Annotated in this window: 36 protein-coding genes; all 36 read left to right on the top strand. The window is 59.8% G+C overall.

Annotation, left to right across the window (positions count from 1 at the left end):
* Nucleotides 1–26: 26 nt before the first annotated feature.
* The 36 genes from rpoC to rplQ all read left to right on the top strand — a co-directional run bounded on the left by rpoC (nucleotide 27) and on the right by rplQ (nucleotide 25,921).
* Nucleotides 27–4,040: a DNA-directed RNA polymerase subunit beta' gene (gene rpoC, locus BN2664_RS04110; protein WP_007001471.1), complete on the top strand. Its 4,014-nt coding sequence runs from the start codon at nucleotides 27–29 to the stop codon at nucleotides 4,038–4,040.
* 292 nt (nucleotides 4,041–4,332) lie between these two features.
* Nucleotides 4,333–4,704: a 30S ribosomal protein S12 gene (rpsL, locus tag BN2664_RS04105; protein ID WP_007001472.1), complete on the top strand. Its 372-nt coding sequence runs from the start codon at nucleotides 4,333–4,335 to the stop codon at nucleotides 4,702–4,704.
* Between the two features lie 2 nt (nucleotides 4,705–4,706).
* Nucleotides 4,707–5,177 carry a 30S ribosomal protein S7 gene (gene rpsG, locus BN2664_RS04100; protein WP_007001473.1) on the top strand — a complete coding sequence of 157 codons (471 nt, stop codon included), beginning with the start codon at nucleotides 4,707–4,709 and terminating at the stop codon, nucleotides 5,175–5,177.
* Nucleotides 5,178–5,232: 55 nt separating this feature from the next.
* Nucleotides 5,233–7,365, top strand: coding sequence for an elongation factor G (gene fusA / locus BN2664_RS04095; RefSeq protein ID WP_007001474.1), 2,133 nt, complete (start codon nucleotides 5,233–5,235; stop codon nucleotides 7,363–7,365).
* A gap of 108 nt (nucleotides 7,366–7,473) precedes the next feature.
* A complete protein-coding gene (gene tuf / locus BN2664_RS04090; RefSeq protein ID WP_007001475.1) occupies nucleotides 7,474–8,664 on the top strand; it encodes an elongation factor Tu in 1,191 nt (396 codons plus the stop codon).
* A gap of 199 nt (nucleotides 8,665–8,863) precedes the next feature.
* On the top strand, nucleotides 8,864–9,520 hold the full coding sequence (locus BN2664_RS04085) for a DUF3824 domain-containing protein (protein WP_007001476.1): 657 nt from the start codon (nucleotides 8,864–8,866) through the stop codon (nucleotides 9,518–9,520).
* 335 nt (nucleotides 9,521–9,855) lie between these two features.
* Nucleotides 9,856–10,164: a 30S ribosomal protein S10 gene (rpsJ, locus tag BN2664_RS04080; protein ID WP_007001477.1), complete on the top strand. Its 309-nt coding sequence runs from the start codon at nucleotides 9,856–9,858 to the stop codon at nucleotides 10,162–10,164.
* A gap of 11 nt (nucleotides 10,165–10,175) precedes the next feature.
* On the top strand, nucleotides 10,176–10,841 hold the full coding sequence (gene rplC / locus BN2664_RS04075; protein ID WP_007001478.1) for a 50S ribosomal protein L3: 666 nt from the start codon (nucleotides 10,176–10,178) through the stop codon (nucleotides 10,839–10,841).
* A gap of 3 nt (nucleotides 10,842–10,844) precedes the next feature.
* Complete coding sequence (gene rplD, locus BN2664_RS04070; RefSeq protein WP_007001479.1) at nucleotides 10,845–11,492, top strand: 50S ribosomal protein L4; 648 nt, start codon at nucleotides 10,845–10,847, stop codon at nucleotides 11,490–11,492.
* The gene (rplW, locus tag BN2664_RS04065; protein ID WP_007001480.1) at nucleotides 11,492–11,797 is read left to right on the top strand and encodes a 50S ribosomal protein L23; all 306 of its coding nucleotides are present in this window, start codon (nucleotides 11,492–11,494) and stop codon (nucleotides 11,795–11,797) included. Before rplD ends, rplW begins: the two co-directional genes overlap by 1 nt.
* A gap of 28 nt (nucleotides 11,798–11,825) precedes the next feature.
* On the top strand, nucleotides 11,826–12,662 hold the full coding sequence (gene rplB, locus BN2664_RS04060; protein WP_007001481.1) for a 50S ribosomal protein L2: 837 nt from the start codon (nucleotides 11,826–11,828) through the stop codon (nucleotides 12,660–12,662).
* 14 nt (nucleotides 12,663–12,676) lie between these two features.
* Nucleotides 12,677–12,958: a 30S ribosomal protein S19 gene (rpsS, locus tag BN2664_RS04055; protein ID WP_007001482.1), complete on the top strand. Its 282-nt coding sequence runs from the start codon at nucleotides 12,677–12,679 to the stop codon at nucleotides 12,956–12,958.
* A 32-nt stretch (nucleotides 12,959–12,990) separates the two neighbouring features.
* Nucleotides 12,991–13,383: a 50S ribosomal protein L22 gene (rplV, locus tag BN2664_RS04050; RefSeq protein ID WP_007001483.1), complete on the top strand. Its 393-nt coding sequence runs from the start codon at nucleotides 12,991–12,993 to the stop codon at nucleotides 13,381–13,383.
* Nucleotides 13,383–14,207, top strand: coding sequence for a 30S ribosomal protein S3 (rpsC, locus tag BN2664_RS04045; protein ID WP_007001484.1), 825 nt, complete (start codon nucleotides 13,383–13,385; stop codon nucleotides 14,205–14,207). The genes rplV and rpsC overlap by 1 nt, the downstream gene beginning before the upstream one ends.
* A gap of 2 nt (nucleotides 14,208–14,209) precedes the next feature.
* Nucleotides 14,210–14,626 carry a 50S ribosomal protein L16 gene (gene rplP / locus BN2664_RS04040; RefSeq protein WP_007001485.1) on the top strand — a complete coding sequence of 139 codons (417 nt, stop codon included), beginning with the start codon at nucleotides 14,210–14,212 and terminating at the stop codon, nucleotides 14,624–14,626.
* A complete protein-coding gene (gene rpmC / locus BN2664_RS04035; protein ID WP_007001486.1) occupies nucleotides 14,626–14,853 on the top strand; it encodes a 50S ribosomal protein L29 in 228 nt (75 codons plus the stop codon). Before rplP ends, rpmC begins: the two co-directional genes overlap by 1 nt.
* Before the next feature lie 11 nt (nucleotides 14,854–14,864).
* Nucleotides 14,865–15,131 (top strand): 30S ribosomal protein S17, encoded by a 267-nt coding sequence (rpsQ, locus tag BN2664_RS04030; protein ID WP_007001487.1) that lies wholly within the window; start codon nucleotides 14,865–14,867, stop codon nucleotides 15,129–15,131.
* Between the two features lie 108 nt (nucleotides 15,132–15,239).
* The gene (gene rplN / locus BN2664_RS04025) at nucleotides 15,240–15,608 is read left to right on the top strand and encodes a 50S ribosomal protein L14 (RefSeq protein WP_007001488.1); all 369 of its coding nucleotides are present in this window, start codon (nucleotides 15,240–15,242) and stop codon (nucleotides 15,606–15,608) included.
* Complete coding sequence (rplX, locus tag BN2664_RS04020) at nucleotides 15,609–15,953, top strand: 50S ribosomal protein L24 (protein WP_007001489.1); 345 nt, start codon at nucleotides 15,609–15,611, stop codon at nucleotides 15,951–15,953.
* Nucleotides 15,950–16,495 carry a 50S ribosomal protein L5 gene (gene rplE, locus BN2664_RS04015; protein ID WP_007001490.1) on the top strand — a complete coding sequence of 182 codons (546 nt, stop codon included), beginning with the start codon at nucleotides 15,950–15,952 and terminating at the stop codon, nucleotides 16,493–16,495. The genes rplX and rplE overlap by 4 nt, the downstream gene beginning before the upstream one ends.
* Nucleotides 16,496–16,681 carry a type Z 30S ribosomal protein S14 gene (locus BN2664_RS04010; RefSeq protein ID WP_007001491.1) on the top strand — a complete coding sequence of 62 codons (186 nt, stop codon included), beginning with the start codon at nucleotides 16,496–16,498 and terminating at the stop codon, nucleotides 16,679–16,681. It begins immediately after the preceding gene.
* 58 nt (nucleotides 16,682–16,739) lie between these two features.
* Nucleotides 16,740–17,138 (top strand): 30S ribosomal protein S8, encoded by a 399-nt coding sequence (gene rpsH, locus BN2664_RS04005; protein ID WP_007001492.1) that lies wholly within the window; start codon nucleotides 16,740–16,742, stop codon nucleotides 17,136–17,138.
* 15 nt (nucleotides 17,139–17,153) lie between these two features.
* Nucleotides 17,154–17,690, top strand: coding sequence for a 50S ribosomal protein L6 (rplF, locus tag BN2664_RS04000; protein WP_007001493.1), 537 nt, complete (start codon nucleotides 17,154–17,156; stop codon nucleotides 17,688–17,690).
* Entirely contained in the window at nucleotides 17,690–18,061 is a 372-nt protein-coding gene (rplR, locus tag BN2664_RS03995; protein ID WP_007001494.1) for a 50S ribosomal protein L18, read from the top strand. The genes rplF and rplR overlap by 1 nt, the downstream gene beginning before the upstream one ends.
* Before the next feature lie 22 nt (nucleotides 18,062–18,083).
* Complete coding sequence (gene rpsE, locus BN2664_RS03990; RefSeq protein ID WP_007001495.1) at nucleotides 18,084–18,809, top strand: 30S ribosomal protein S5; 726 nt, start codon at nucleotides 18,084–18,086, stop codon at nucleotides 18,807–18,809.
* The gene (rpmD, locus tag BN2664_RS03985) at nucleotides 18,809–18,988 is read left to right on the top strand and encodes a 50S ribosomal protein L30 (RefSeq protein WP_007001496.1); all 180 of its coding nucleotides are present in this window, start codon (nucleotides 18,809–18,811) and stop codon (nucleotides 18,986–18,988) included. Before rpsE ends, rpmD begins: the two co-directional genes overlap by 1 nt.
* Before the next feature lie 2 nt (nucleotides 18,989–18,990).
* Nucleotides 18,991–19,476, top strand: coding sequence for a 50S ribosomal protein L15 (gene rplO, locus BN2664_RS03980; RefSeq protein ID WP_007001497.1), 486 nt, complete (start codon nucleotides 18,991–18,993; stop codon nucleotides 19,474–19,476).
* Nucleotides 19,477–19,778: 302 nt separating this feature from the next.
* Nucleotides 19,779–21,083, top strand: a complete 1,305-nt coding sequence (gene secY, locus BN2664_RS03975) for a preprotein translocase subunit SecY (RefSeq protein ID WP_007001498.1) — start codon at nucleotides 19,779–19,781, stop codon at nucleotides 21,081–21,083.
* A gap of 85 nt (nucleotides 21,084–21,168) precedes the next feature.
* On the top strand, nucleotides 21,169–21,753 hold the full coding sequence (locus BN2664_RS03970; RefSeq protein ID WP_007001499.1) for an adenylate kinase: 585 nt from the start codon (nucleotides 21,169–21,171) through the stop codon (nucleotides 21,751–21,753).
* Between the two features lie 121 nt (nucleotides 21,754–21,874).
* Nucleotides 21,875–22,714, top strand: a complete 840-nt coding sequence (map, locus tag BN2664_RS03965) for a type I methionyl aminopeptidase (RefSeq protein ID WP_007001500.1) — start codon at nucleotides 21,875–21,877, stop codon at nucleotides 22,712–22,714.
* A 160-nt stretch (nucleotides 22,715–22,874) separates the two neighbouring features.
* The gene (gene infA / locus BN2664_RS03960) at nucleotides 22,875–23,096 is read left to right on the top strand and encodes a translation initiation factor IF-1 (RefSeq protein ID WP_007001501.1); all 222 of its coding nucleotides are present in this window, start codon (nucleotides 22,875–22,877) and stop codon (nucleotides 23,094–23,096) included.
* A gap of 20 nt (nucleotides 23,097–23,116) precedes the next feature.
* Nucleotides 23,117–23,230 (top strand): 50S ribosomal protein L36, encoded by a 114-nt coding sequence (gene rpmJ, locus BN2664_RS08985; protein WP_007001502.1) that lies wholly within the window; start codon nucleotides 23,117–23,119, stop codon nucleotides 23,228–23,230.
* Nucleotides 23,231–23,353: 123 nt separating this feature from the next.
* Nucleotides 23,354–23,725 (top strand): 30S ribosomal protein S13, encoded by a 372-nt coding sequence (gene rpsM / locus BN2664_RS03955; RefSeq protein WP_007001503.1) that lies wholly within the window; start codon nucleotides 23,354–23,356, stop codon nucleotides 23,723–23,725.
* A gap of 37 nt (nucleotides 23,726–23,762) precedes the next feature.
* Nucleotides 23,763–24,161 (top strand): 30S ribosomal protein S11, encoded by a 399-nt coding sequence (rpsK, locus tag BN2664_RS03950; RefSeq protein WP_007001504.1) that lies wholly within the window; start codon nucleotides 23,763–23,765, stop codon nucleotides 24,159–24,161.
* Nucleotides 24,162–24,330: 169 nt separating this feature from the next.
* Entirely contained in the window at nucleotides 24,331–25,320 is a 990-nt protein-coding gene (locus BN2664_RS03945; RefSeq protein ID WP_007001505.1) for a DNA-directed RNA polymerase subunit alpha, read from the top strand.
* A gap of 37 nt (nucleotides 25,321–25,357) precedes the next feature.
* Nucleotides 25,358–25,921: a 50S ribosomal protein L17 gene (gene rplQ, locus BN2664_RS03940; protein WP_007001506.1), complete on the top strand. Its 564-nt coding sequence runs from the start codon at nucleotides 25,358–25,360 to the stop codon at nucleotides 25,919–25,921.
* Nucleotides 25,922–26,028 lie beyond the last annotated feature (107 nt).

The raw sequence follows: 26,028 nt of genomic DNA, 5'->3' as shown, positions 1-26,028 counted from the left end.
GCAAAACTCTTGAGGAAGTAGGAATCTTGCTCGACGTCAATCGTTTTGACCAGATTAAAATTGCTCTTGCCACGTCTGATGACGTACGTTCGTGGTCTCACGGCGAGGTCAAGAAGCCAGAAACCATTAACTACCGCACGCTCAAGCCGGAAAAGGATGGCCTTTTCGGCGAGCAGATCTTTGGCCCTACCCGCGATTGGGAGTGCGCCTGCGGTAAGTACAAGCGTCCCCGCTTCAAGGGAATCGTGTGCGAGCGTTGCGGAGTGGAAGTAACCCGCTCCAAGGTGCGCCGCGAGCGCATGGCTCATATCGAGCTGGCGGCTCCGGTTACCCACATTTGGTACTTCAAGGGCGTGCCTTCGCGCCTCGGTTACCTGATGGATATCGCTCCGAAGGACTTGGAGAAGGTTATTTACTTCGCCGCCTATATGGTGACCTCCGTTGATGAGGAAGCCCGCCGCGAGGATATGCCGACCCTCCTATCCGAGTACGAGCTGGAGCGCAAGGCGCTCGAAAAGCAGCGCGACGCCGATTTGGAAGCCCGTCAGCAGGAGCTGGAAAAGGAGCTTGCCGATGCTGAGGCAGACGGAGCCGACGCCGCTGAGCGCGCCAAGATCAAGCGCGCCGGTGAGTCGGATCTGGGCCGTATTCGCCGCAAGTCCGATCGCGAGCTGGAGCGCCTGGAGCTCATGTGGGATCGCTTCAGCAAGCTCAAGGTGGGCGACCTCGAAGGTGACGAGGATCTGTACCGCGAAATGGAAGCCCGCTACGGCGATTACTTCGAAGCTTCGCGCGGTGCCGAGGCCATCCAGGCACGCCTGCGTACCTTCGATTTGGAGGCTGAGCGCGACAAGCTGGTGGAGGAGATTGAAACCGGCACCGCTCAGAAGAAGGCTCGCGCTCTCAAGCGCATCAAGGTCGTCAACGCCTTCTTGCGCTCGGGTACTAAGCCCGAGGCGATGGTACTGGACGCGATTCCGGTCATCCCGCCGGATTTGCGCCCGATGGTGCAGCTCGACGGCGGCCGCTTCGCGACCTCCGATCTCAATGATCTGTATCGCCGCGTGATTAACCGAAATAACCGCCTTAAGCGCATGCTTGATCTGCACGCGCCGGAGATTATGGTCAACAACGAGAAGCGCATGTTGCAGGAATCTGTGGACGCGCTCTTCGATAATGGCCGGCGTGGACGCCCGGTGCAGGGTGCGGGCAACCGTCCGCTGAAGTCCCTGGCCGATATGCTCAAGGGCAAGCAGGGTCGTTTCCGTCAGAACCTGCTGGGTAAGCGCGTGGACTACTCGGGCCGTTCCGTTATCGTGGTGGGCCCGACCCTCAAGCTTCACCAGTGCGGTCTGCCGACCGTAATGGCCCTTGAGCTGTTTAAGCCCTTCGTGCAAAAGCGCCTGGTGGATTTGGATATTGCCAAGAACATCAAGGCGGCGAAGCGCCTGGTCGAGCGCCAGGACGGGCAGGTGTGGGACGTTCTCGAAGAGGTTATTCGCGAGCACCCGGTACTGCTCAACCGTGCGCCTACCCTGCACCGCCTGGGTATTCAGGCCTTCGAGCCGCAGCTGGTTGAAGGTAAGGCAATTCGCCTCCACCCGCTCGTGTGCGGCGCGTTCAACGCCGACTTCGACGGTGACCAGATGGCCGTGCACCTGCCGCTTTCGGTGGAGGCGCAGGCCGAGGCCCGCGTGCTCATGCTTTCCTCGAATAATATTCTCAAGCCGTCCGACGGCCGCCCGGTTACCATGCCCTCCCAGGACATGATCATCGGTATCTACGGTCTGACTCGCTTGCGTGATGGAAAGGCTGGCGCGGGGAACTGGTTTTCCTCGGTGGCCGAGGCGCGTATGGCCTATGACCTGGGTCAGCTCTCGCTCAATTCCTTGTGCAACATTCGTTTTGAGGCCGACGTCGTTCCTCCGCAGGGCTGGAAGGCTCCGGAGAATCACACCCCGGGCACGCCTTACGTGCTGGAGACGACCCTTGGCCGCGCTATCTTCAATAACGCCCTGCCCACTTCCTTCCCGTACGTGAATGACGTGGTGGACAAGAAGACCCTCGGCAAGATCATTAATAGCTTGGCCGAGCGTTACGATAAGGGCGATGTGGCCGCCTCGCTCGACGCCATTAAGAACACCGGCTTCTACTGGGCTGGCCGTTCGGGCGTGACGATTGCGGTGTCCGACGTCGTCGTACCTGACGAGAAGCCGGCGATTATTGCGGAAGCCGAAAAGAAGGCCGCCGTTATCGAAAACCAGTTCCTCACCGGCCGTATTGAGGACGAGGATCGCCGCCGTGACCTGGTGGATCTATGGTCCACGGTCACCGACGATATCGCTAAGGTGATGCGCAAGAACTTTACCCCGGATAACACCGTGAACCAGATGGTTACCTCCGGTGCCCGTGGTAACTGGGAGCAGATGCGCCAGATCGCCGGTATGCGTGGCCTGGTGGCGGACCCGAACGGTGCGATTATTCCCCGTCCGATTATCGCCTCCTACCGAGAGGGCCTGTCGGTTCTCGAATACTTCTCGGCTACCCATGGCGCTCGTAAGGGTCTGGCGGATACCGCGCTTCGTACTGCGGACTCCGGTTACCTGACCCGTCGTCTGGTGGACGTCTCGCAGGACGTTATCGTCAACGAGTACGACTGCCAGACCCGCCGCGGCTTGACGAAGAAGATCGCGGAGCGGATCCCGGCCGGTAGCGAGGTTCCCGCCAGCCTGTTCGGTCAGCGCGTTTACATTGAGATGGACGCGCCCGAAGGGCCGGTTCGTTTTGAAGAGCGCGTGCTGGAGGAGCCGGTGGACGGTTCGCTCAAGGCCCCGAAGGATATCCTCGTGCGCGAGGAAACCCTTGACACCTCGGTTTACGCTCGCACCCTCCTCTCGGATATCACCGATGAGGACGGCAATGTGTTGGCCGAGGGCGGCTCGGATATCGGCGACGATATGATCGATCAGCTTCTGCTGGCGGGCGTGACGGAAGTGAAGATTCGCTCCGTGCTCACCTGCCAGGCTCGCCACGGTACCTGCGCGCTGTGCTACGGCCGCTCCATGGCCACCGGCCAGCTGGTGGACCTGGGCGAAGCGGTTGGTATTGTTGCTGCCCAGTCGATTGGTGAGCCGGGTACCCAGCTGACGATGCGTACGTTCCACACCGGTGGTTCGGCTTCGGCGGACGACATCACCCAGGGTCTTCCGCGTGTACAGGAACTCTTTGAGGCGCGTACCCCGAAGGGCGAAGCACCGATCGCGGAGGCTGCCGGCACGCTCAAGATTGAAGATGGTGAGCGCATGCGCCGCCTGATCGTGGTGCGTGACGACGGCGAAGATGATTTGGTCTACCAGGTATCCAAGCGCGCCAAGCTCTTCGTGGAAGAGGGCGGGCGCGTGAGCGTTGGCCAGCAGCTGGTTGAAGGCTCCGTGGATCCGAAGAAGTTGCTTCGTATTTCCGGGCGCCGCAAGGTCCAGGAGCACATCGTTAATGAGGTGCAGGACGTTTACCGTAGCCAGGGCGTGGATATCCACGATAAGCACATTGAAATTATTGTGCGCCAGATGTTGCGCCGCGTGACGGTTCTCGATTCGGGCACCACGAACTTGCTTCCGGGCGAGCTCGTCGAGGTTCCGCGTTTCGAGGATGAGAACCGCGCCGCGATGGCCGAGGGTGGCAAGCCCGCGGCCGGGCGTCCGGAGCTGATGGGTATTACCAAGGCTTCGCTGGCTACCGATTCGTGGCTCTCGGCGGCCTCCTTCCAGGAGACCACTCGAGTTCTCACCGAGGCGGCGCTGGAAGGCAAGTCCGATCCGTTGGCTGGCCTCAAGGAAAACGTTATCCTCGGTAAGCTCATCCCGGCCGGTACCGGCTTCGAGGCGCTCAAGCACGTGGACGTTGAGCCCACGCAGGAGGCGAAGGTGGAGTTCGAGAAGAACAACGGCTTTGCGGCTCAGATGCTTGATCCGTTCGACGATGCCTACGGCTACAGCGATTTCAACTACTTCGATCTGGGTGCCGGCTACGGCGCATTCTAGGGCTCGGCAGGAGCGCCTAGCGATGCGTCATAGGCAACCAGAAAAGGACAAGTAGGGCGTTCCCCCTTTCGGCCGGGCCGGAAGGGGGCGCTTTTTCTTGTGGTACCGGACACCGCGGCCCTATTACCTTTGACGGTGGGAGAGTCAAACGGCTAATCTTGGTAGGGTTGCCAGTTCGCGAGTTGGATCTCGTGAACCGTTTTGCGAAAAATGGTTTACTCCCGAGGATGAGCGGTGTGCGTTCCACCAACTTGGCGAACACAAAATATTCATTTTCTAAACAGGAGAAATAGTGCCTACTATTCAGCAGTTGGTCCGCGAGGGCCGCTCGAAGAAGAAGCGCGCCTCCAAGCGACGGGCGCTCAAGGGGAGCCCGCAGCGTCGAGGGGTGTGCACCCGCGTATTCACAACCACCCCGAAGAAGCCGAACTCGGCCCTGCGCAAGGTGGCCCGTGTTCGCCTGTCCACCGGCATTGAGGTAACCGCCTACATTCCTGGCGAAGGCCACAACCTGCAGGAGCACTCGATTGTGCTCGTGCGCGGCGGCGGCGTGAAGGACCTCCCCGGTGTTCGTTACAAGATCGTGCGTGGCGCTCTCGACACGCAGGGCGTGCGTGGCCGAAACCAGGCCCGCTCGCGTTACGGCGTGAAGAAGGAGAAGTAAGGATGCCTCGTAAGGGTCCCGTCAAGAAGCGTGAAATCATTCCGGATCCGGTTTACGATTCGCAGCTGGTTACCCAGCTCGTGAACATCGTGCTGGTTGACGGTAAGAAGTCCAAGGCGCAGGCCATCGTTTACGGTGCGCTCGCCGGCGCCGCAGAAAAGACTGACCAGGATGCGCTGAGCGTCTTCAAACGCGCGCTGGACAACATCAAGCCGCAGCTTGAGGTTCGTTCCCGCCGTGTTGGTGGCGCCACCTACCAGGTGCCTGTTCCCGTGCACGCCACCCGCGCCACCGCGCTCGGGTTGCGTTGGCTCGTTGAGTACGCGCGCCAGCGCCGCGAGCACACCATGCAGGATCGCCTCCTCAACGAGATTCTCGACGCCTCCAACGGCCTGGGTGCCGCTGTGAAGCGCCGCGAGGATACTCACCGTATGGCGGAAGCCAACAAGGCTTTCGCTCACTACCGCTGGTAATCACGAGGTCCGCGTGTGAGCGCGGCACCGTTACACAAGAGAGAGCTAAACAAACGTGGCACAAGAAGTGAAAGCGCTTACCGACCTCAAGCAGGTCCGTAACATCGGCATCATGGCACACATCGATGCCGGCAAAACCACTACTACCGAACGTGTCCTCTTCTACACCGGCATCAACCACAAGCTTGGCGAAACCCACGACGGTGCGTCGACGACGGACTGGATGGCCCAGGAAAAGGAACGCGGCATTACGATTACGTCCGCCGCGGTAACCGCCTTCTGGAAGGGATACCAGTTCAACATCATCGACACCCCCGGTCACGTGGACTTCACCGTTGAGGTGGAGCGTTCGCTACGTGTGCTGGACGGCGCCATTACCGTGTTCGACGGTAAGGAAGGCGTGGAGCCGCAGTCTGAGACCGTGTGGCGTCAGGCTGATAAGTACGGCGTTCCTCGTATTTGCTTCGTCAACAAAATGGACAAGCTCGGTGCAGACTTCGAGTACACGCTGTCGACCATTCGCGATCGCCTCAAGGCTACCCCGGCTGTTGTCACCTTCCCGATCGGCGCGGAGTCGGATCTTTCCGGCGTCGTCGACGTCCTTTCGATGAAGGCGATTCGCTTTCCCGAAACGGATGCGAGCGGCAACGCGACCTTCGGCGCCATCGTCGAAGAAGAGGAGATTCCGGCAGAGCTTCAGGATCAGGCCGAGCTTTATCGCTCCGAGCTCATGGAGCTCGCAGCGGAAGCGAATGACGACCTGATGGAGAAGTACCTCGAGGACGGCGAGCTAAGCACCGAAGAGATCATCAAGGGCGTGCGTATTCGTACCATCGCCTCCGAGATCTACCCGGTTTTCGCCGGTTCGGCTTACAAGAACAAGGGCGTCCAGCCCCTGCTCGACGGCGTCGTCAACTTCCTCCCGGCCCCGATTGATATCGAGGCCGTGAAGGGCTTCAAGCCCGGCCACGAGGAAGAGGGCGAGAACCTCGAGCGTCACGCTACGGAGAAGGAACCGTTCTCGGCTCTGGCCTTCAAGATTGCGGTTCATCCCTTCTATGGCAAGCTCACGTACGTGCGTGTTTACTCGGGTAAGGTTTCGCAGGGCGATCAGGTTCTCAACTCCATCAAGGGTAAGAAGGAGCGCATCGGCAAGATGTTCCAGATGCACTCCAACCAGGAAATCCCGGTTGAAGTTGCCCACGCTGGTCACATCTACGCGTTCGTTGGTATGAAGGACACCACCACGGGCGACACGCTGTGCGCTCAGGATGCCCCGATCGTGCTCGAGTCGATGACGTTCCCGGAGCCCGTGATTCACGTGGCTATTGAGCCGAAGTCGAAGGGCGACCAGGAGAAGCTCTCCATCGCTATTCAGAAGCTTGCGGAAGAGGATCCGACCTTCACCGTTCGCCAGGATGAAGAAACCGGCCAGACCGTTATTGGCGGTATGGGCGAGCTGCACCTCGACATTCTGGTCGATCGCATGAAGCGTGAGTTCAAGGTTGACGCGAACGTCGGCGCGCCGATGGTTGCCTACCGAGAGACGATCCGCAAGAAGGTCGAATCGGTCGAGTACACCCACAAGAAGCAGACCGGTGGTTCGGGCCAGTTCGCTCGCGTCATTGTGACGATTGAGCCGCTGGAGGCCACCGAAGACGGACATTCTTACGAGTTCGTCAACGCTGTTACGGGTGGACGCGTTCCGAAGGAATACATCCCGTCGGTGGACGAAGGCATTCAGGAGGCCATGCAAAACGGCATCCTCGCCGGTTTCCCGGTGGAAGGTGTGAAGGCTACGCTCGAGGACGGCGCCTACCACGACGTCGACTCTTCCGAGCTTGCGTTCAAGATCGCGGGTAACCAGGTGTTCAAGGAGGCCGCAAAGCGCGCCAAGCCTGTTCTCCTGGAGCCCATTATGGATGTGGAAGTTCGCACCCCCGAAGAGTACATGGGCGATGTAATCGGCGATTTGAACTCTCGGCGCGGTACGATTCGTTCGATGGAAGATTCGCGCGGTGTGAAAATCATTCGCGCGGATGTCCCGCTGAGCGAGATGTTCGGTTACGTTGGTGATCTCCGTTCGAAGACCCAGGGTCGCGCAGTCTACTCGATGCAGGCCGGATCCTACGCGGAAGTCCCGAAGGCGGTAGCCGACGAAATCGTGGCGAAGGCCCACGGCGAATAACGTCCCTTTTCGATTACAATAGGGAACTGTTGATTCGACACGGGCGGGTGCGCAAGCATCAGTCCACAAAGCTGTAAGTAAATTTAGTTAGAGTCCCAGGAGGGCCCAGTGGCGAAGGCCAAGTACGATAAGTCCAAGGTGCACATGAATATCGGCACCATCGGTCACGTCGATCACGGTAAGACGACGTTGACCGCCGCGATTACCAAGGTGCTCGCGGATAAGTACCCGGATCTGAACGAGTTCACCCCGTTCGATCAGGTCGACAACGCTCCGGAAGAGCGTCAGCGTGGTATTACCATCAACGTTTCTCACGTTGAGTACCAGACCGAGAAGCGTCACTACGCTCACGTAGACGCCCCCGGTCACGCCGATTACATCAAGAACATGATTACCGGTGCTGCTCAGATGGACGGCGCGATCCTCGTGGTTGCGGCCACCGACGGCCCGATGGCTCAGACTCGTGAGCACGTCCTGCTCGCTCGCCAGGTTGGCGTGCCGCAGATCATCGTTGCGCTCAACAAGTCGGATATGGTCGACGACGACGAGCTCCTCGAGCTCGTGGAGATGGAGACCCGTGAGCTTCTCTCCGACCAGGGCTACCCGGGGGATGACCTCCCCGTCGTGCGCGTTTCCGCCCTCAAGGCGCTGGAAGGCGACGAGAAGTGGGTTGGCGCTGTTGAAGAGCTCATGGGCCAGGTCGACGAGTACTTTGATGATCCGGTTCGCGACACCGAGAAGCCCTTCCTCATGCCGATTGAGGACGTCTTCACCATTACCGGCCGTGGCACCGTTGTGACCGGTCGTGTGGAGCGTGGTCAGCTACCGATCAACTCCGAAGTTGAAATCCTCGGCATCCGCGACGCTCAGAAGACCACCGTTACCGGTATTGAGATGTTCCACAAGTCGATGGACTACGCCGAAGCCGGCGAAAACTGCGGTCTTCTTCTGCGCGGCATCAACCGCGAAGACGTTGAGCGCGGCCAGGTCGTTGCGATTCCGGGCTCGATCCACCCGCACACCCAGTTCGAGGCTCAGGTCTACGTTCTGAAGAAGGAAGAAGGCGGCCGTCACAATCCGTTCTTCACCAACTACCGTCCGCAGTTCTACTTCCGCACCACGGACGTCACCGGCACCATCACCCTCCCCGAGGGCACCGAGATGGTTATGCCTGGCGACAACACCGAGATGTCGGTTGAGCTCATTCACCCGATCGCCATGGAAGAGGGCCTCGGCTTCGCTATCCGCGAGGGTGGCCACACGGTCGGTTCAGGGCGTGTCACCAAGATCATCAAGTAGTTCAACTTCCAGAGTAGATTCTTCTGAATCAAGCGGCGTGCTCCGGTATGTACCGGGGCACGCCGCTTTTAAAAATCTGAGAGACCTCGCCTTCGTGCTGTTTCTTCTCAGCCCAGCACGTGGCTACTAGCGGGAGGCAAGGCTGGAGTGGTCTAAAATCGAATGAAGGCTAGCTTTTAGCAAAATTCAAGGAGAAACAATGTCGGAGCAGCATCATAATTACCCTGCCCCCAATGGTTACGGTAACAGTGCCCAGGGTGGTTACTTGCCGAATAACGGGCAACAACCGCAGCCGGGATTTCCGGGAAATTCGAGCGGAGCAGGCTACCAACCGGCGGCTCCGGGTATGCCGTATTCCAGCGCTCACCAGTACGCGCTACCAGGATATGGTTACTTCGCGCAACCACCGCGGCGCAAAGCTAATGTGGCTCGTAACTGGCCGCTTATGATTTCCGCTGTCGGTGGACTTCTTATGTTTATTAGCGTTTTATTGCCGGTGTATTCGGTGGGATGGCAATACGGTAACGTCACCTGGTTCGGTAGTGCCTCGACGCCGGCGGCTTTCATCGGGGTGCTCTTGCTCTTAGTTGGTTTGGCGGTGGCAACACTCGGGACCATCACAAGCTTTATGTCAAAGTCTTCGCTACAGGTCACGGGTAGCATTCTTGCTGTTGCAGGCGGTTTCTTCGCGCTCGGAGTGAGCGGCCTGCTACTCGCCGTCGCTTCGTCGGCGGCCGACGGGGTAGGAGTGGGTGTAATACTGCTCCTTATGGGGAGTATCGCTATGGCGGTGGGAGGAGTCATTAGCTTCTTCATTAAACCCACGTCATTCCCGCGGTCCGTCATCTCCGCATAGAGGAGGCGTACCGTGTTTTGTGGGAACCGCTGGGACGTGTGGATAATCCCAGCGATTCTCGTTTTAGAGGGCAAGTGTGGTGAGTTCCGCACCACTAATGGCCAGCTCCACTTGCGTAAAGTGCTCTGAATCGGCCATACTAGACAAGTTGCTTGAAACGCCACGCGCGTTTCTGAGTGAAGCTTATCGGACGCGAATCCAATGAGGATTTGCGCTGATGTGAATGATAACTGGTGTTCTTACCTCACATAGGGCTGGCTTGAGCGGTTTTCCTCCGTACGACACGCCCGAGTGCTGGTACCGGGACACCGAGGAAAAAGAGAGGTAGACGCGCCATGGCGGGACAGAAGATCCGCATTCGGCTGAAGTCGTATGACCACGAGGTCATCGACAGCGCAGCCAAGAAGCTCGTCGACGAGGTCACGCGTACCGGCGCGAAGGTTGTCGGCCCCGTGCCGCTCCCGACGGAAAAGAACGTGTTCGTCGTCGTCCGCTCGCCGCACAAGTACAAGGACTCGCGCGAGCAATTCGAGATGCGCACGCATAAGCGCCTCATCGACATCGTTGATCCGACTCTGAAGACGATCGACAGCCTCCGCCGTCTCGATCTTCCGGCGGACGTCAACGTGGAAATCAAGCTCTGAGGTAGAAGACAATGAACTCCAAGCAGGCTACTGCCAGCAAGCCGGTCAAGGCTCTGCTCGGCACGAAGCTGGGCATGACCCAGACGTGGGGTGAAGACGGCCGTCTCATCCCGATCACCGTTGTGCGCGTTGGAACGAACGTCGTTACCCAGGTGCGCACTCCCGAGGTTGATGGCTACTCAGCCGTTCAGCTTGCCTCGGGCGATGAAAAGACCAAGAACGTCACCAAGCCGATGGCGGGCCATTTCGAAAAGGCGGGCGTTTCCCCGCGTAAGAACCTGGCCGAGATCCGCACCGCGGACGCCGCTGAATATGAGCTTGGTCAGGAACTGACCGCCGACGTGTTCGAAGCCGGTCAGTCGGTCGACGTTATCGGCACCACCAAGGGTAAGGGCTTCGCCGGCGTTATGAAGCGTTACGGCTTCCGCGGTGGCCCCAAGGCCCACGGTGCTCACAAGATCCACCGCAAGCCCGGTTCGATCGGTGCGTGCGCCACGCCGTCCCGCGTTTTCCGCGGAACTCGCATGGCCGGCCGCATGGGTCGCAATCGCGTGACGGTGCAGAACCTGTCCATCCACGCCGTTGACGTCGAGAAGGGCCTCCTCCTCGTCGTCGGTGCCATTCCTGGTTCTAAGGGTGGCTCGGTCGTGGTCCGCACGTCCGTGAAGGGGAACTAAGCGATGGCAGACAAGAAGATTGACGTCCTCGATTTCTCCGGCAAGGCCGCGGGCACCGCGACTCTTCCGGCGGAACTGTTCGACGTTGAGGTAAACGTTTCGCTGCTCCACCAGGTCGTGAACGCGCAACTCGCGGCGGCTCGGCAGGGTACGCACAAGACCAAGACGCGCGGTGAAGTGCGCGGCGGCGGCAAGAAGCCGTTCCGTCAGAAGGGTACCGGTCGCGCCCGTCAGGGTTCGATCCGCGCTCCGCAGTTCACCGGTGGTGGCACCGTTCACGGTCCCCAGCCGCGTTCTTACGCTCAGCGTACCCCCAAGAAGATGATTGCGGCAGCGCTGTTGCAGTCTCTTTCGGATCGCGCTCGCGGCGGCCGCATTCACGCGGTTACCGCATTCACCGAGAACGACGTTCCTTCCACCAAGAGTGCCAAGTCGCTTCTGGGCAAGGTTTCTGAAGGGCGCCGGGCGCTGGTCGTGACCACTCGCGATCAGGACACCGCGGTGCTTTCGGTTCGCAACCTGCCCGAGGTTCACACGCTGTACGTTGATCAGCTCAATAGCTACGACGTGCTCGACTCGGAAGACGTTGTTTTCACCGAAACCGCGTTGAGCGCTTTCGTTGACAAGTACACGCAGAAGGGTAAGAAGTAATGAGCGATACATTCTGGAATAAGGATCCGCACGACGTCATTCTTGCCCCGCTGACCACCGAGAAGACCGCCCTTGCCGAGGAAATTGGCAAGTACACCTTCTTCGTGGATCCGCGTGCGAACAAGACGGAAATCAAGCTGGCAATCGAGCAGATCTTCGATGTGAAGGTTGCTTCGGTCAACACCCAGAACCGCAAGGGCAAGACTCGCCGCACCCGCAATGGGATTGGTCGCCGCAAGGACACCAAGCGCGCCATTGTGACGCTGCGCGAGGGCACGATCGACATCTACGGCGACGTTCTGTAGCGCCGCAAGAAGCTGAGGATAAGAACTCATGGGAATTCGTAAGTACAAGCCGACGACCCCGGGTCGTCGCGGTGCGAGCGTTGCCGACTTCGCCGAGATCACCAGAACGACTCCGGAGAAGTCCCTCGTTCGTCCGCTGAAGAAGACCGGCGGTCGCAACAACCAGGGTCGCATTACGACCCGTCACAAGGGCGGTGGCCACAAGCGCCAGTACCGCATCATCGATTTCCGCCGCTGGGACAAGGACGGCGTGCCGGCCAAGGTCGCTCACATTGAGTACGACCCGAACCGCACCGCGCGTATTGCCCTCCTTCACTTTGCCGATGGCGAGAAGCGCTACATCGTAGCGCCTCGCGGCGTGGCTCAGGGTGACGTTATCGAAACCGGCCCCAACGCGGACATCAAGCCCGGCAACAACCTGCCGTTGCGCAATATTCCGCTCGGTACCACGGTCCACAACGTGGAGCTTCGCCCGCTCGGCGGCGCGAAGATCGCCCGTTCGGCCGGCGTCTCCGTGCAGCTAGTTGCGCGCGAGGGTAAGTACGCTCAGCTGCGTATGCCTTCCGGCGAAATTCGTAACGTAGACGTGCGTTGCCGCGCCACCGTTGGTGAGGTGGGTAATGCCGATCACGCCAACATTAGCTGGGGCAAGGCTGGCCGCATGCGCTGGAAGGGCGTTCGCCCGACCGTTCGCGGCGTCGTAATGAACCCGGTTGATCACCCGCACGGTGGTGGCGAAGGTAAGACCTCCGGCGGCCGTCACCCGGTCAGCCCGTGGGGTCAGAAGGAAGGCCGCACCCGCCGTCCCAACAAGGCCAGCGACAAGCTCATCGTGCGCCGTCGCAAGACCGGCAAGAAGCGCTAGAGAGGATTTTGCTGATGCCGCGTAGTTTGAAGAAGGGTCCTTTCGTTGACGATCACCTTCTGAAGAAGGTTGACGAGCAGAACGAGAAGAACACCCGCAACGTTATTAAGACCTGGTCCCGTCGGTCTGTGATTACTCCTGACTTCCTGGGCCACACCTTTGCCGTACATGACGGCCGCAAGCACGTCCCGGTGTTCGTCACCGAGGCTATGGTGGGACACAAGCTCGGGGAGTTTGCTCCGACTCGTACGTTCCGCGGGCATGACAAGGACGACCGGAAGGGACGCCGCCGCTAAGGCGCGCGTGCCAGAGAGAGTAAGGCAGACACATGGAAGCACAGGCGCAAGCGCGGTTCGTGCGCGTCACGCCGATGAAGGCTCGCCGCGTCGTGGATGTTATCCGCGGGCAGCGTGCAGTTGACGCGCTAGACACCCTGCAATTCGCACCCCAGAAGGCGGCCGTTCAGATTCGCAAGATCGTCGAGTCCGCCATGGCTAACGCTCGTTTCCACGCCGATGAGGCGGGGGAGCGCTTCGAAGAAGAGGATCTCTACATCACCGAGGCTTATGCCGATGAGGGTCCGACCATGAAGCGCATCCAGCCGCGCGCCCAGGGCCGCGCGAACCGGATTATGAAGCGCACGAGCCACATCACCGTCGTCGTTTCCGACGACAAACCGAAGGCCAAGAAGACGACTAGGAAGCAGAGGAGGGCCCGCTAGTGGGACAGAAGGTAAACCCAATCGGGTTCCGTCTCGGCATTACGACCGACCACCGTTCGAAGTGGTTTGCTGACTCCAGCAAGGAAGGCCAGCGCTACTCGGACTTCGTTATCGAAGACGTGAAGATCCGCGAAATGATCGCGAAGACCCTCGAGCGTGCGGGCATTTCTCGCGTGAACATCGAGCGTCGCGCCGAGCGCGTGGTTGTGGATATCCACACCGCTCGCCCGGGTATCGTGATCGGCCGGCGCGGTGCGGAGGCAGATCGCCTGCGCGCTGATCTCGAGAAGCTCACCGGCAAGGCCGTGCAGCTCAACATCCTCGAGGTCAAGAACGCCGAGGGCGACGCGCAGCTCGTTGCTCAGGGCGTTGCCGAGCAGCTCGCTTCGCGCGTTTCGTTCCGCCGTGCCATGCGTCGGGCGATTCAGTCCGCTGAGCGCGCTGGCGTCAAGGGCATCCGCGTGCAGGTTTCGGGCCGCTTGGGCGGCGCGGAAATGTCGCGTTCGGAGTTCTATCGCGAAGGGCGCGTGCCGCTGCACACCCTGCGCGCAAACATTGATTATGGCTTCTACGAGGCTCGCACCACCTTCGGCCGCATTGGTGTGAAGGTGTGGATCTATCGCGGCGACGTGACGGATTCCGAGTACTTCCGTAGCCTCGCCGAGGCGCCGCGCGGACGCGGCGGACGGTCCGATCGCCGCGGAGGCGCGCGCCGTTCGAACAATCCGCGTCGCGGAGGCGGACGCCGTTCGCAGAAGCCGGAGGCTCAGGAAGCCCAGCAGGCTCCTGCCGAGTCCGCTGAGAATACCGGATCGGAGGCTTAGGAATGCTTATTCCCCGTCGTACTAAGTGGCGTAAGCAGCATCGCCCGGATCGCCATGGAATGTCCAAGGGCGGTACCGAATTGGCATTTGGTGAGTACGGCATTATGGCGCTCGAGCCGGCCTACATCACCAACCGTCAGATTGAAGCGGCCCGTATCGCTGCAACTCGTCACGTCAAGCGTGGCGGCAAGATCTGGATCAATATTTTCCCGGATCGCCCGCTCACGAAGAAGGCGCTCGGTGTTCGTATGGGTTCCGGTAAGGGCCCCGTGGAAACCTGGATCGCCAACGTGAAGCCCGGTCGTGTGATGTTCGAAATGTCGGGCGTCGACGAGGGCCTGGCGCGCGAAGCTCTTTCGCGTGCGCAGCACAAGTTGCCGATCAAGACCCGCTTCATTACCCGCGAGGAGGTTGAGTAATGGCTAAGGGATTGACCACCGAAGAACTCGATGCCATGACGGACGCCGAGCTTCTGGAGAAGCTTCGCGATTCCAAAAAGGAGGCGTTCAACCTCCGCTTTTCCGCGGTGACGCACCGCCTTGAGGATCAGGGACGTCTGAAGGAAGTCCGTCGCGATATCGCTCGGATTTACACGATCAAGCGCGAGCGGGAGCTCGGCATTCGCACCGCTCCCGCGGCTGAATAGTGAGGCATAAGATGAGCGAAACACAGGAACGTAATCACCGTAAGGTGCTTCGCGGCTACGTGGTCTCGGACAAGATGGACAAGACGGTAGTTATCGAGGTCGAAAATCGGGTCAAGCACCCGCTTTACGGTAAGATCATTACTCGCACGAAGCGTGTTAAGGCGCATGACGAGACCAACGAAGTGCGCGAGGGCGATTTAGTTTCCATCATGGAAACCCGTCCGCTCTCCGCAACCAAGCACTTCCGCGTGGTTGAGATTATCGAAAAGGCCAAGTAGCGCCTAATAGCACAATGTTCGATAAGGCTCACCAAAGTGAGAACCGATCGGCAATGAGTTCGGCAAGGCTCAGTTTTGAGAACCGGCACGACAACAGGAGATAGATAAATGATCCAGCAGGAGACGCGGCTTAACGTCGCCGACAACACCGGTGCACGGGAACTTCTGTGCATCCGTGTGCTCGGTGGCTCTGGCCGGCGCTACGCCGGAATTGGCGACACCTTCGTCGCCTCCGTCAAGGATGCAATTCCTGGCGGGAACGTAAAGAAGGGCGACGTCGTGAAGGCGGTCGTCGTCCGTGCTCGTAAGGAGACCCGTCGTCCGGACGGCTCCTATATCAAATTTGATGAGAACGCGGCCGTCCTTGTAAAGGATGACGGCACCCCGCGCGGCACCCGTATTTTTGGGCCGGTCGGGCGCGAACTCCGTGACAAGAAGTTCATGCGAATCGTTTCGCTCGCACCGGAGGTGATCTAGATGGCGAAGATCAAGAAGGATGACGTCGTCCAGGTAATCGCCGGGCGTGATAAGGGAATGCAGGGCCGCGTGCTCAAGGTTGACCCGAAGAACGACCGCGTGATCGTGGAGGGCGTGCAGCGCGTCAAGCGCCACCGTCGCGCCGGTGCTCCGGGTTCGCAGAACGCGTCCGGTGGCATCGAGACGATCGAAGCCCCCATCCACATTTCTAACGTTATGCTCGTCGCCCCCGACGGCAAGCCGGTTCGCGTCGGCTACCGCGAGGTCGAGGTGGAGCGTGACGGACGCAAGAAGATCATGCGTGAACGTATCGGCCGCCGCGGCGGGAAGGAGATCGAACTGTGAGTCCGCGTCTCAAGACCCAGTACCTCGAAAAGGTTGTGCCGGAACTGAACAACGAGTTCAAGTACGAGAACGTCAACCAGGTTGCGAAGCTCGAGAAAATCGTTGTGAACATGGGCGTTGGCGAAGCCGCGCGTGATTCCAAGGTTCTCGACGGCGCGGTGGCGGATATGACCGCTATTACCGGCCAGAAGCCGCAGATCACCAAGGCGAAGAAGTCCATCGCGCAGTTCAAGTTGCGTGAAGGCCAGGCTATTGGCTGCCACGTCACCCTCCGCGGTGACCGTATGTGGGAGTTCTTCGATCGCCTCGTATCCACGGCGTTGCCGCGTATCCGCGACTTCCGTGGCCTTTCGCCCAAGCAGTTTGACGGTCGCGGAAACTACACCTTCGGTCTGACCGACCAGACGGTATTCCGCGAGATCGATCAGGACAAGATCGACCGCGTCCGCGGTATGGACATCACCATCGTGACGTCCGGTAAGACCGACGACGAAGGCCGAGCCCTGCTCCGTCATCTCGGATTCCCCTTCAAGGAGGCGTAAATGGCTAAGACAGCTTTGAAGAACAAGGCGAATCGTAAGCCGAAGTTCCAGGTCCGCGCGTACACGCGTTGCAACCGCTGTGGACGCCCGCGTTCCGTCTATCGCAAGTTCGGCCTGTGCCGTATTTGCCTCCGTGAGCTCGCCCTGCGCGGCGAACTTCCCGGTGTAACTAAGTCCAGCTGGTAAGAAACTACGTCGCAGGTCTGATAAGGGAAACCGCGACGAGGAAGGGCAAAAGCCCAAAATGACAATGACTGACCCCATCGCAGATATGCTGACGCGTCTGCGTAACGCCAACTCGGCGTACCACGAGTCGGTGACCATGCCTTACTCGAAGATCAAGTCGCACATTGCGGAGATCCTCAAGCGCGAAGGCTACATCGCCGATTACGAGGTTGAGGAAGCTGAGGTAGGGAAGAACCTGACCCTCAAGCTGAAGTTTGGAAGCAACCGTGAGCGCGCGCTTGCTGGTGTTCGGCGCATCTCGAAGCCGGGCCTGCGCGTTTACGCGAAATCGACGAACCTTCCCCGCGTTCTGGACGGACTCGGCGTGGCGATTCTTTCGACCTCGTCGGGCCTGCTCACCGATCGCGAAGCGAAGGACAAGGGCGTGGGCGGCGAAGTCCTCGCTTACGTGTGGTAAGGGAGGTAAACATACATGTCACGTATTGGAAGACTCCCGATCACCGTTCCGGCCGGCGTTGATATTGCCATCAATGGCAACGACGTTACGGTCAAGGGACCCAAGGGCGAGCTCGAGCACACCATTCCGGCGCCGATTACGGCCAAGCTGGAAGACGGCGTGATCACGGTTGAGCGTCCGAACGATGAGCGCGAATCGCGTTCCTTGCACGGCCTGACCCGCACGCTTATTTACAACATGATCGTTGGCGTGACCGACGGTTACCAGAAGAAGCTGGAAATCGTTGGTACCGGTTACCGCGTACAGGCCAAGGGCACCTCGCTGGAGTTCGCGCTTGGTTACTCGCACCCGATCACGGTTGACGCCCCGGAAGGTATCACCTTCACGGTGGAAGGCAACAACAAGCTCACGGTTTCCGGTACGGATAAGCAGGCGGTTGGCGAAATCGCCGCGCAGATCCGTAAGCTCCGTGCGCCCGAACCCTACAAGGGCAAGGGCATTAAGTACGCCGACGAAACCATTCGTCGCAAGGCTGGAAAGGCTGGTAAGTAATGGCTGTTACTCCCAGGGGTAAGGGCAAGTTTGTAGCCCGTGCACGCCGCCACTTCCGCCTGCGCAAGCGCGTCGTAGGAACGGCCGATCGTCCGCGTCTGGTCGTTTCGCGGTCGAACCGTCACATGCAGGCACAGGTGATCGATGACGGCATCGGGCGTACGCTCGCCGCGGCGTCGACGCTGGAAGCCGGCGTACGCGATTCGGAAGGCACCAAGACCGAGCTGGCTCGCAAGGTTGGCGAACTGGTCGGACAGCGTGCAAAGGAAGCCGGGATCAACGCGGTGGTGTTTGATCGCGGCGGTAACAAGTTCCATGGTCGGGTTGCGGCGGTCGCAGAAGGCGCTCGCGCAGCCGGACTCGAGTTCTAACGGCTGAGGAAAGGCAGAGGAAATGACTGTGAATGAACAGCAGAACCCGGCCACCGATGGCCGGAACGAAGAGAGCCACGACGAAGAGCGGCGCGGTCGTCGCGACAATCGTCGCGGTGGCAAGAATGACCAGCGCCGCGAGCGTCGCGGACGCCGGGAAGAGAGCCAGTACGTTGAGCGCGTGGTGACCATTAACCGCGTCGCGAAGACCGTCAAGGGCGGTCGCCGTATGTCCTTCACCGCTCTGGTGGTTGTGGGCGACGGCAACGGGCTGGTGGGCGTTGGCTACGGCAAGGCGAAGGAAGTTCCCGCGGCAATCGCCAAGGGCACCGACGACGCGAAGAAGAACTTCTTCCGTGTTCCGCTTATGGGCCGTTCCATCCCGCACGTTGTGCAGGGTGAGGATTCAGCGGGCGTTGTGCTCCTGCGTCCGGCCGCTCCCGGTACGGGTGTAATCGCCGGCGGCCCGGTGCGTGCGGTAATGGAGGCCGTGGGAATCCACGACGTCCTGACCAAGTCGCTCGGCTCCTCCAACGCGATCAACATTGTGCGCGGCACGATCGCGGCTCTGAAGAAGCTTGAGCAGCCCGAGGCAGTTGCGGCTCGTCGCGGTCTTCCGCTTGAGCGCGTGGCACCCGAGGCAATGCTTCGGGCCCGTGCCGAGTTTGAAGCGCGTGAGCGCGCGGAGAAGGAAGCGGCAGCCACCGAGGCTGAGAACGAGGCCGCTGCGGCAGGAGTTGGTGCGTAATGGCAAAGCTGAAGATCACGCAGGTCAAGGGCACCGTCGGTTCCAACCAGCGCCAGAAGGACAACCTTCTTACGCTCGGCTTGCGCCGCATTGGTCAGACCGTTGAGCGCGAGGATACGCCGGTTGTGCGTGGCTCGTTGCGGGTTGTGGCACATCTAGTAGAAGTAGAGGAGGTTTAGTGATGGCAGAAGAAAAGTTTGAAGAGACGAGCATCCTTCGCATTCACGACCTTCGCCCGGCACCGGGCTCCAACAAGGCAAAGACCCGCGTTGGACGTGGTGAGGGCTCCAAGGGTAAGACCGCCGGTCGCGGTACCAAGGGTACGAAGGCTCGTTACCAGGTTCCCGCGAACTTCGAGGGTGGCCAGATGCCGCTACACATGCGGCTTCCCAAGCTCCGCGGCTTCAAGAACCCCTTCCGCAAGGAATACCAGACGGTCAACGTTGGCCAGCTCGGGGAGCTGTTCCCTGAAGGTGGCGCGGTGAGCATTGAAGATCTGGTTGCCAAGGGTGCCGTTCGCAAGAACGAGCTCGTGAAGGTACTTGGCAATGGCGAAATCTCCGTGAAGGTGGACGTTGTTGCGAACGCCTTCTCTGAGTCCGCCAAGTCGAAGATCGAGGCGGCTGGCGGTAGTGCCAAAATCGCCGAGTCTGAGACCGAAGCCTAGAGGTATGCGCCGATGAAGATCGGCTGAACGAGGACGCTTTCCGTTTCTAGCCCCGCGTGGCAGGGAGATGGGAAGCGTCCTCGTATATTAAAATCTTTGAGCGCTCAGGCACAGTTTTGGGCGAGTAAGTGCGAAGGTTGGCCACCGCGGCTATCATGACGGGGGCAAGATTTTCGCACCACCACCGGCTCTCGCCGCTGTGGTGGATTGGTGCCGGCCCGGAAAATCGGCTTGCGCGCGAAAACCATGGCCCCACGGCCACCTAGAGAACGAGCTTCGGCTCGTCACCACCTGGAGGAACCTTGATAAAGGCGTTTGCAGCGGCGTTCCGGACGCCGGACTTGCGGAATAAGCTCCTGTTCACCATGTTCATCATGGTGCTTTATCGCTTGGGTAGCTTTATTCCCTCGCCGTTCGTCAGCTTGAGTAACGTCCGTCAGTGCGTTGCCACGCAGGGCGGCTCGAATGACCTCGTGTCAATGATGAACCTGTTCTCGGGCGGGGCAATGCTCCAGCTATCAATCTTCGCTCTGGGAATTATGCCCTACATTACGGCGTCGATTATTGTGCAGCTGTTGCGCGTGGTCATTCCGCGCTTCCAGGAACTGCATAAGGAAGGCCAGACGGGCCAGGCGAAGCTCACCGAGTACACACGTTATCTCACCATTGGCCTGGCGTTGCTACAGTCCTCCGTCGTCGTCTCCACCGCAAACTACACGATCTTCGGTGGCTGCCAACTTGACGTTATACCGGACGCTACCTGGTGGACGTACACGCTGACGATTCTCGCCATGACGGCGGGCACCGGCCTGATTATGTGGATGGCTGAGCTGATCACCGAGCGCGGCGTCGGCAACGGTATGTCGATCCTTATCTTTACAGGTATTTGCGCCGGCTTCCCGGGCCTGATGGGCGGAATCCTGCAGACCCACGGCTGGGGCACGGTTATCCTGGTCACCGCCGTCTTCCTGCTTATTACCCTGGTGGTTACCTTCGTGGAGCAGTCGCAGCGCCGTATTCCGGTGCAGTACGCCAAGCGCGTGATTGGACGGCGCACCTACGGCGGGTCGACGACGTACCTGCCGATCAAGGTGAATATGGCCAACGTTATTCCGGTCATCTTCGCGTCCTCGATCCTCATGCTTCCCACGATGATCGCCACTTTCGGAAATCCGGAATCCGGCTGGGTGCAGTGGATCCAGCGCAACTTCAGCCAGAGCGGTTGGGCTTATATCCTCACCTACGCTCTGCTCACCTTCTTCTTCACCTTCTTCTACACCTCGATTGCTTTCGACACGGAAGAGGTAGCAGACAATATGAAACGCTACGGCGGCTTCATCCCGGGCGTGCGCGCGGGCCGGCCCACCGCCGAGTACCTGCACTTCGTTTCCAACCGCCTCACCTGGGTGGGTGCCACCTACCTGACGATTGTGGCTCTGATCCCGATCCTGCTCTTCTCAGCGCTGGGAATTCAGCGCTCCGGCTTCGGCGGCACCTCGATTATGATCTTGGTGGGTGTTGGTTTGCAGACCGTCAAGGACATCAACGCCCAGCTCCAGCAGCGCCACTACGAGGGCTTCCTCTCGGGTAATAACGCCCGCAAGTAGTAGCCACCGCGAGTAGCGAGGAAGATTCATAGAGCGCTTAGGAGCGCATAGAAAGCACGTATAGAGAGCACAGAAAGCTAGAAAAATGACCTCTCGCCTTATTATTGTTGGACCGCCCGGAGCCGGTAAGGGCACGCAGGCGCAGGGTATTGCGCGGCGTTTTGGAGTGCCTGCCATTTCCACCGGCGATCTTTTCCGCGCCCATGCCGCGGCGCAGGATGAGCTCGGCAAGCTGGCCGCCTCCTATTCGGAGCGCGGGGAATTGGTTCCCGATGAGGTAACCAACCGCATGGTGGAGGAGCGCTTGGCGGAAGCGGACGCGGCGAACGGTTTCTTGCTCGATGGGTATCCGCGTAACCTCTCCCAGGTCGAGGCGCTTGATGAGATTCTCGACGGCGCAGAGATTGACGCCGTGATTGAGTTGAGCGTGGATGATGACGTTGTCGTCGAGCGCCTGCTCGGACGGGCGAAGGAACAGAATCGGGCCGATGATACCGAGGACGTTATTCGCCACCGCATTGAGGTGTATCACGAGCAGACCAGCCCGATCGTGGCGGCGTACGCTGAACGCGGCAAGGTTGTGAAGATCGACGGCGGTGGAAATATTGAGGAGACCGCGGCGAAGATTGAATCGGAGTTGACGGCGTTCTTGGATAACAACGCCAAATAGTCTCTATCGAAAACGATAGGATTGCGAGTAACGGCCGCGCTCAGGCGCGGCCGTCTTGCGTCGGGAGATTCGGCCGCCCAGCGCGCGCGGCATGGTGCGCGGGATATGGAAGGAGTGCAAGATGAGGCGTCGCAACGGAATTGAGTACAAAACCGACGAGCAGATTTTGAAGTGCCGCCGCGCGGCATTGCTGGTCAACGATGTTCACACGGCACTGCGGGAGGCGGTGCGCCCCGGGGTGTCCACCAAAGAGCTCGATAATGTAGCGAAGAACGTGCTGGCGGAAGCGGGTGCGAGGTCGAACTTCTACGGATATTTCGACTATCCCGCGCACACGTGCATCTCCGTCAATAACACGATCGTGCACGGTATTCCCAGCGAGGAAGAAATCTTGCAACCCGGCGATCTCGTTTCTTTTGACTGCGGGAGCCTACTGGATGGGTGGAATGGGGATTCCTGCTTCTCGGTGGTGCTGCCCGGGGGAGCCCCCGAGGTCACGGCGCGGCGCCAGCGCCTCTCGGATATTACCGAGATGTCTATGTGGGTCGGGATTGCTGCCATGGCGACCGGCAAATTCGTCGGCGATATCGGGCGCGCAATTGATGATTACGTGACCGAGCAAGATCCGGAACCGGGGATCGTCGAGGATTTCACCGGGCACGGTATTGGCACCGCGATGCATCAGCCGCCAAATGTATTTAACTTTGCCACTCGCGATCGTGGCCCGCGGCTGCGGCCCGGAATGGTGCTGTGCATTGAACCGATTCTGACGGAAGGCGACCAAGCGAACTACACCCTCGAAGATGGCTGGACCACCAAGACGGTAGACGGGAAGGATGCCTGCCACTGGGAATCGCAGATCGCACTTCACCAGGGCGGAATTTGGGTGCTCAATCAGCCCGACGGCGGAGCGTCCGGTTTAGCGCCCTTTGGCGTCACCCCGGTACCACTCGGGGAGTAGCATCGGGGACGGTGCGTGATAGAGCGCACCGAGATTGCGTCTTTCGGCTAGGGCCCGCGAAAGACTATGATGGGACGTCGGTACGTCTATGCCCAAAATGGGCGTGGCGAACCGAGATCCGTACGCGAACGGCGTGCGGTGAGAGTCATAGCGGAGGAACATGGCCAAGAAAGACGGCGTCATCGAGGTTGAGGGAAGCGTTGTAGAAGCGCTACCGAATGCGATGTTCAAGGTCGAGCTGGAGAATGGGCACGAAGTGCTGGCCCACATCTCCGGCAAAATGCGTCAGCACTACATCAGGATTCTCCCTGACGACCGGGTGGTTGTGGAGCTTACTCCCTACGACCTGAGCCGCGGGCGGATCGTGTACCGCTATAAGTAAAACAAAGGGAAGCAAACAGGATGAAGGTCAAGCCGAGCGTTAAGCGGATGTGCGACAGCTGCAAGATCATTCGTCGCCACGGGCGCGTGATGGTCATCTGCAGCAATCCCCGGCATAAGCAGCGTCAGGGCTAACTGACGCTATAAGCGCCGCCAGCTGAAAGGCAACCCCCGGTCCGGAGGCCGGGGCCCGTGTTTTGAGACGCACGGGTAACGGCGGTGCCCGACACCTCCGGCCAGATATAAGGAGCTAAGAAATTGGCACGTGTCTCTGGCGTTGATATCCCGCGTGAAAAGCGGGTTGAAATCGCGCTTACATACATTTATGGCATCGGCCGTACTCGTTCGCACGAGACCCTCGCGGCAACCGGAATTAACCCGGACACCCGCGTTCGCGATCTCGACGACGATCAGCTGGCGCAGCTTACGAACTACATTCACGAGAACTACATGATCGAAGGTGACCTTCGCCGCGATGTTCAGGCGAACATTCGCCGCAAGGTTGAGATCGGCTCGTACCAGGGCCTGCGTCACCGCCGCGGTCTGCCGGTGCACGGTCAGCGGACAAAGACGAACGCGCGTACCCGCAAGGGCCCCAAGCGCACCGTCGCCGGTAAGAAGAAGGCCTAAGGCCGGTAACTAGTAGTTCGAAAGAAGGAAATTTTAAATGGCTCGTCAGTCAACGGGCACCCGGCGTCCACGCCGCGGTCAGCGCCGCAACGTGGTGCAGGGTCAGGCCCACATCAAGTCCACTTTTAACAACACCATTGTTTCCATCACCGATCCGACCGGAGCTGTTATCGCTTCCGCTTCGGCCGGCGAAATGGGATTCAAGGGTTCGCGTAAGTCCACTCCTTACGCCGCTCAGCTCGCCGCCGAATCTGCGGCGCGCGGTGCGATGGAGCAGGGCATGAAGAAAATCGACGTCTTCGTGAAGGGCCCGGGTGCGGGCCGCGAGACCGCGATCCGTTCGCTTACCGCGGCCGGCCTCGAGGTCACCTCTATCCAGGACGTCACGCCCCAGGCATACAACGGTTGCCGTCCGCCTAAGCGTCGCCGCGTCTAATCGCCGCTATCGCCTAGGCCGCGGCCGGCAAGCTTCCTTGCTTTACCGGTCCGCAACCCAAGTAAGTACTCATAGCCGGCTTTGGCCAGCTACCCCTCAGAGCAAGACAGAGTGCTGTGAGGAAAATGCGCGAGCGTCATATAGCGGTCGTTCGCGGAAAGGAATAATCGTGCTTATTGCGCAGCGTCCTGTCCTCAAAGAGGAGCAGGTTTCGGAGCTTCGCTCCAAGTTTGTTATTGAGCCTCTCGAGCCCGGATTCGGTTACACGATCGGCAATTCGCTTCGGCGGACCCTGCTTTCGTCGATTCCCGGTGCGGCCGTGACTTCGATTCGCATCGACGGCGTTCTTCACGAGTTCTCCACCATTCCCGGTGTGAAGGAAGACGTTGCCGAGATCATTCTGAACCTGAAGGAGCTCGTGGTCTCTTCTGAGCAGGATGAGCCGGTGCTTATGTACCTGCGCAAGCAGGGACCGGGCGAGGTAACCGGAGCGGATATCACCCCGCCGGCTGGCGTGGAGATCCTCAACCCGGACCTGCACATTGCGACGCTCAACGAAAAGGGCAAGATCGAAATCGATCTGACCGTGGAACGTGGTCGCGGTTACGTTTCGGCGGCTCTCAACAAGGGCGATAACGATGAGATTGGACGTATTCCGATCGATTCGATTTACTCGCCGGTTCTGCGCGTTTCCTACAAGGTTGAGGCAACTCGTGTTGAGCAACGCACCGATTTCGACCGCCTCGTTATCGATGTTGAGGTTAAGCCCTCGACGACGCCGCGGGACGCTCTCGCTTCGGCCGGAAAGACGCTCGTTGAGCTGTTCGGTTTGACCACCGAGCTCAATGAAGAGGCCGAGGGTATTGAGATTGGCCCGCCGCCGGTGCAAGAGCAGCGCTCGTCCGATTTGCAGCGTCCGATCACCATCCTCAACCTGCCAGCTCGTTCCCAGAACTGCCTGCAGCGCGAAGGTATTCACACCATCGGTGAACTGGTTCAGCGTAGCGAAGAGGACCTGCTCGACATTCGTAACTTTGGTGCCAAGTCCATTGAAGACGTCAAGGATGAGCTTGCGAAGCTCGACCTGGCTCTCAAGGACACCGGCGGATCCTTCGGTTACGGCGACGATTATTCGATGCAATTTAGCGATAACGCTTAAAGCGCCCTGGGGCGCCACAGATTTTTAGGAGAAAACAATGCCTAATCCCACTAAGGGACCTCGCATCGGCGGTAGCGCTACTAACCAGCGCAAGATCGTTGCGAACCTGTGCAAGGAACTGGTCCACAAGAAGTCCATCCGCACCACCGAGGCGAAGGCCAAGCTGGTTCAGCCCTACATGGAGCGTCTGATCACCAAGGCGAAGAAGGGTGATACCCACAACCGCCGTCAGGTTCTGCGCACCTTCAACGACCGGGAGACCGCCTACATCCTCTTCGAGGAACTGGCCCCGCTGTTCGAGGAGCGCCAGGGTGGCTACACCCGCATCGTCAAGGTGGGTAACCGCCGCGGCGACAACGCTCCGATGGCCGTTATCTCTCTCGTCACCGAGAAGCTTTCCCCGAAGCAGTCCGCGGTTCGCGAGGCTGAGAAGGCTGCCGAGAATGCCGCCAAGGCTGAGGAGGCCGAGGAGGCCGTTGAGGCTGAGGATCTTACCGAAGAGGAAGCTCCCGAGGCTACTGAGGTCGAAGCTGATGCGACGGAAGAGGCCGAGGAAGCCGCTGAGGCTGAGGAAGCTGCTGAAGCCGGCGAGGACAAGTAAGTCCGCTAAGCCTAAAAGCTCAAAACGTGTCCCGGTTACCGCGAGGTAACCGGGACACGTTAGTTATGGGGCGAAAATACCCGTTATATACCTTCCACAGGTTGCCG

The sequence above is a fragment of the Actinobaculum massiliense genome (assembly GCF_001457435.1).
In the GTDB taxonomy this organism is placed as follows: Bacteria; Actinomycetota; Actinomycetes; order Actinomycetales; family Actinomycetaceae; genus Actinobaculum; species Actinobaculum massiliense.
This window is presented reverse-complemented; position numbering and strand designations above follow the sequence as displayed.

What these genes read in the sequence shown, in the direction of transcription:
- rpmJ (WP_007001502.1), top strand. Translation starts at nt 23,117, where the DNA reads ATGAAGGTCAAGCCGAGCGTTAAGCGGATGTGCGACAGCTGCAAGATC.
- rplD (WP_007001479.1), top strand. Translation starts at nt 10,845, where the DNA reads ATGGCAGACAAGAAGATTGACGTCCTCGATTTCTCCGGCAAGGCCGCG.
- BN2664_RS04085 (WP_007001476.1), top strand. Translation starts at nt 8,864, where the DNA reads ATGTCGGAGCAGCATCATAATTACCCTGCCCCCAATGGTTACGGTAAC.
- rplW (WP_007001480.1), top strand. Translation starts at nt 11,492, where the DNA reads ATGAGCGATACATTCTGGAATAAGGATCCGCACGACGTCATTCTTGCC.
- infA (WP_007001501.1), top strand. Translation starts at nt 22,875, where the DNA reads ATGGCCAAGAAAGACGGCGTCATCGAGGTTGAGGGAAGCGTTGTAGAA.
- rpsE (WP_007001495.1), top strand. Translation starts at nt 18,084, where the DNA reads ATGACTGTGAATGAACAGCAGAACCCGGCCACCGATGGCCGGAACGAA.
- rplP (WP_007001485.1), top strand. Translation starts at nt 14,210, where the DNA reads ATGCTTATTCCCCGTCGTACTAAGTGGCGTAAGCAGCATCGCCCGGAT.
- BN2664_RS03970 (WP_007001499.1), top strand. Translation starts at nt 21,169, where the DNA reads ATGACCTCTCGCCTTATTATTGTTGGACCGCCCGGAGCCGGTAAGGGC.
- rpmD (WP_007001496.1), top strand. Translation starts at nt 18,809, where the DNA reads ATGGCAAAGCTGAAGATCACGCAGGTCAAGGGCACCGTCGGTTCCAAC.
- rpsH (WP_007001492.1), top strand. Translation starts at nt 16,740, where the DNA reads ATGACAATGACTGACCCCATCGCAGATATGCTGACGCGTCTGCGTAAC.
- rpsS (WP_007001482.1), top strand. Translation starts at nt 12,677, where the DNA reads ATGCCGCGTAGTTTGAAGAAGGGTCCTTTCGTTGACGATCACCTTCTG.
- rpsQ (WP_007001487.1), top strand. Translation starts at nt 14,865, where the DNA reads ATGAGCGAAACACAGGAACGTAATCACCGTAAGGTGCTTCGCGGCTAC.
- rplF (WP_007001493.1), top strand. Translation starts at nt 17,154, where the DNA reads ATGTCACGTATTGGAAGACTCCCGATCACCGTTCCGGCCGGCGTTGAT.
- rplR (WP_007001494.1), top strand. Translation starts at nt 17,690, where the DNA reads ATGGCTGTTACTCCCAGGGGTAAGGGCAAGTTTGTAGCCCGTGCACGC.
- rplO (WP_007001497.1), top strand. Translation starts at nt 18,991, where the DNA reads ATGGCAGAAGAAAAGTTTGAAGAGACGAGCATCCTTCGCATTCACGAC.
- rplB (WP_007001481.1), top strand. Translation starts at nt 11,826, where the DNA reads ATGGGAATTCGTAAGTACAAGCCGACGACCCCGGGTCGTCGCGGTGCG.
- rplQ (WP_007001506.1), top strand. Translation starts at nt 25,358, where the DNA reads ATGCCTAATCCCACTAAGGGACCTCGCATCGGCGGTAGCGCTACTAAC.
- rplX (WP_007001489.1), top strand. Translation starts at nt 15,609, where the DNA reads ATGGCGAAGATCAAGAAGGATGACGTCGTCCAGGTAATCGCCGGGCGT.
- rpsJ (WP_007001477.1), top strand. Translation starts at nt 9,856, where the DNA reads ATGGCGGGACAGAAGATCCGCATTCGGCTGAAGTCGTATGACCACGAG.
- rpsK (WP_007001504.1), top strand. Translation starts at nt 23,763, where the DNA reads ATGGCTCGTCAGTCAACGGGCACCCGGCGTCCACGCCGCGGTCAGCGC.
- BN2664_RS04010 (WP_007001491.1), top strand. Translation starts at nt 16,496, where the DNA reads ATGGCTAAGACAGCTTTGAAGAACAAGGCGAATCGTAAGCCGAAGTTC.
- map (WP_007001500.1), top strand. Translation starts at nt 21,875, where the DNA reads ATGAGGCGTCGCAACGGAATTGAGTACAAAACCGACGAGCAGATTTTG.
- rplC (WP_007001478.1), top strand. Translation starts at nt 10,176, where the DNA reads ATGAACTCCAAGCAGGCTACTGCCAGCAAGCCGGTCAAGGCTCTGCTC.
- rpsG (WP_007001473.1), top strand. Translation starts at nt 4,707, where the DNA reads ATGCCTCGTAAGGGTCCCGTCAAGAAGCGTGAAATCATTCCGGATCCG.
- rpmC (WP_007001486.1), top strand. Translation starts at nt 14,626, where the DNA reads ATGGCTAAGGGATTGACCACCGAAGAACTCGATGCCATGACGGACGCC.
- rplV (WP_007001483.1), top strand. Translation starts at nt 12,991, where the DNA reads ATGGAAGCACAGGCGCAAGCGCGGTTCGTGCGCGTCACGCCGATGAAG.
- rplN (WP_007001488.1), top strand. Translation starts at nt 15,240, where the DNA reads ATGATCCAGCAGGAGACGCGGCTTAACGTCGCCGACAACACCGGTGCA.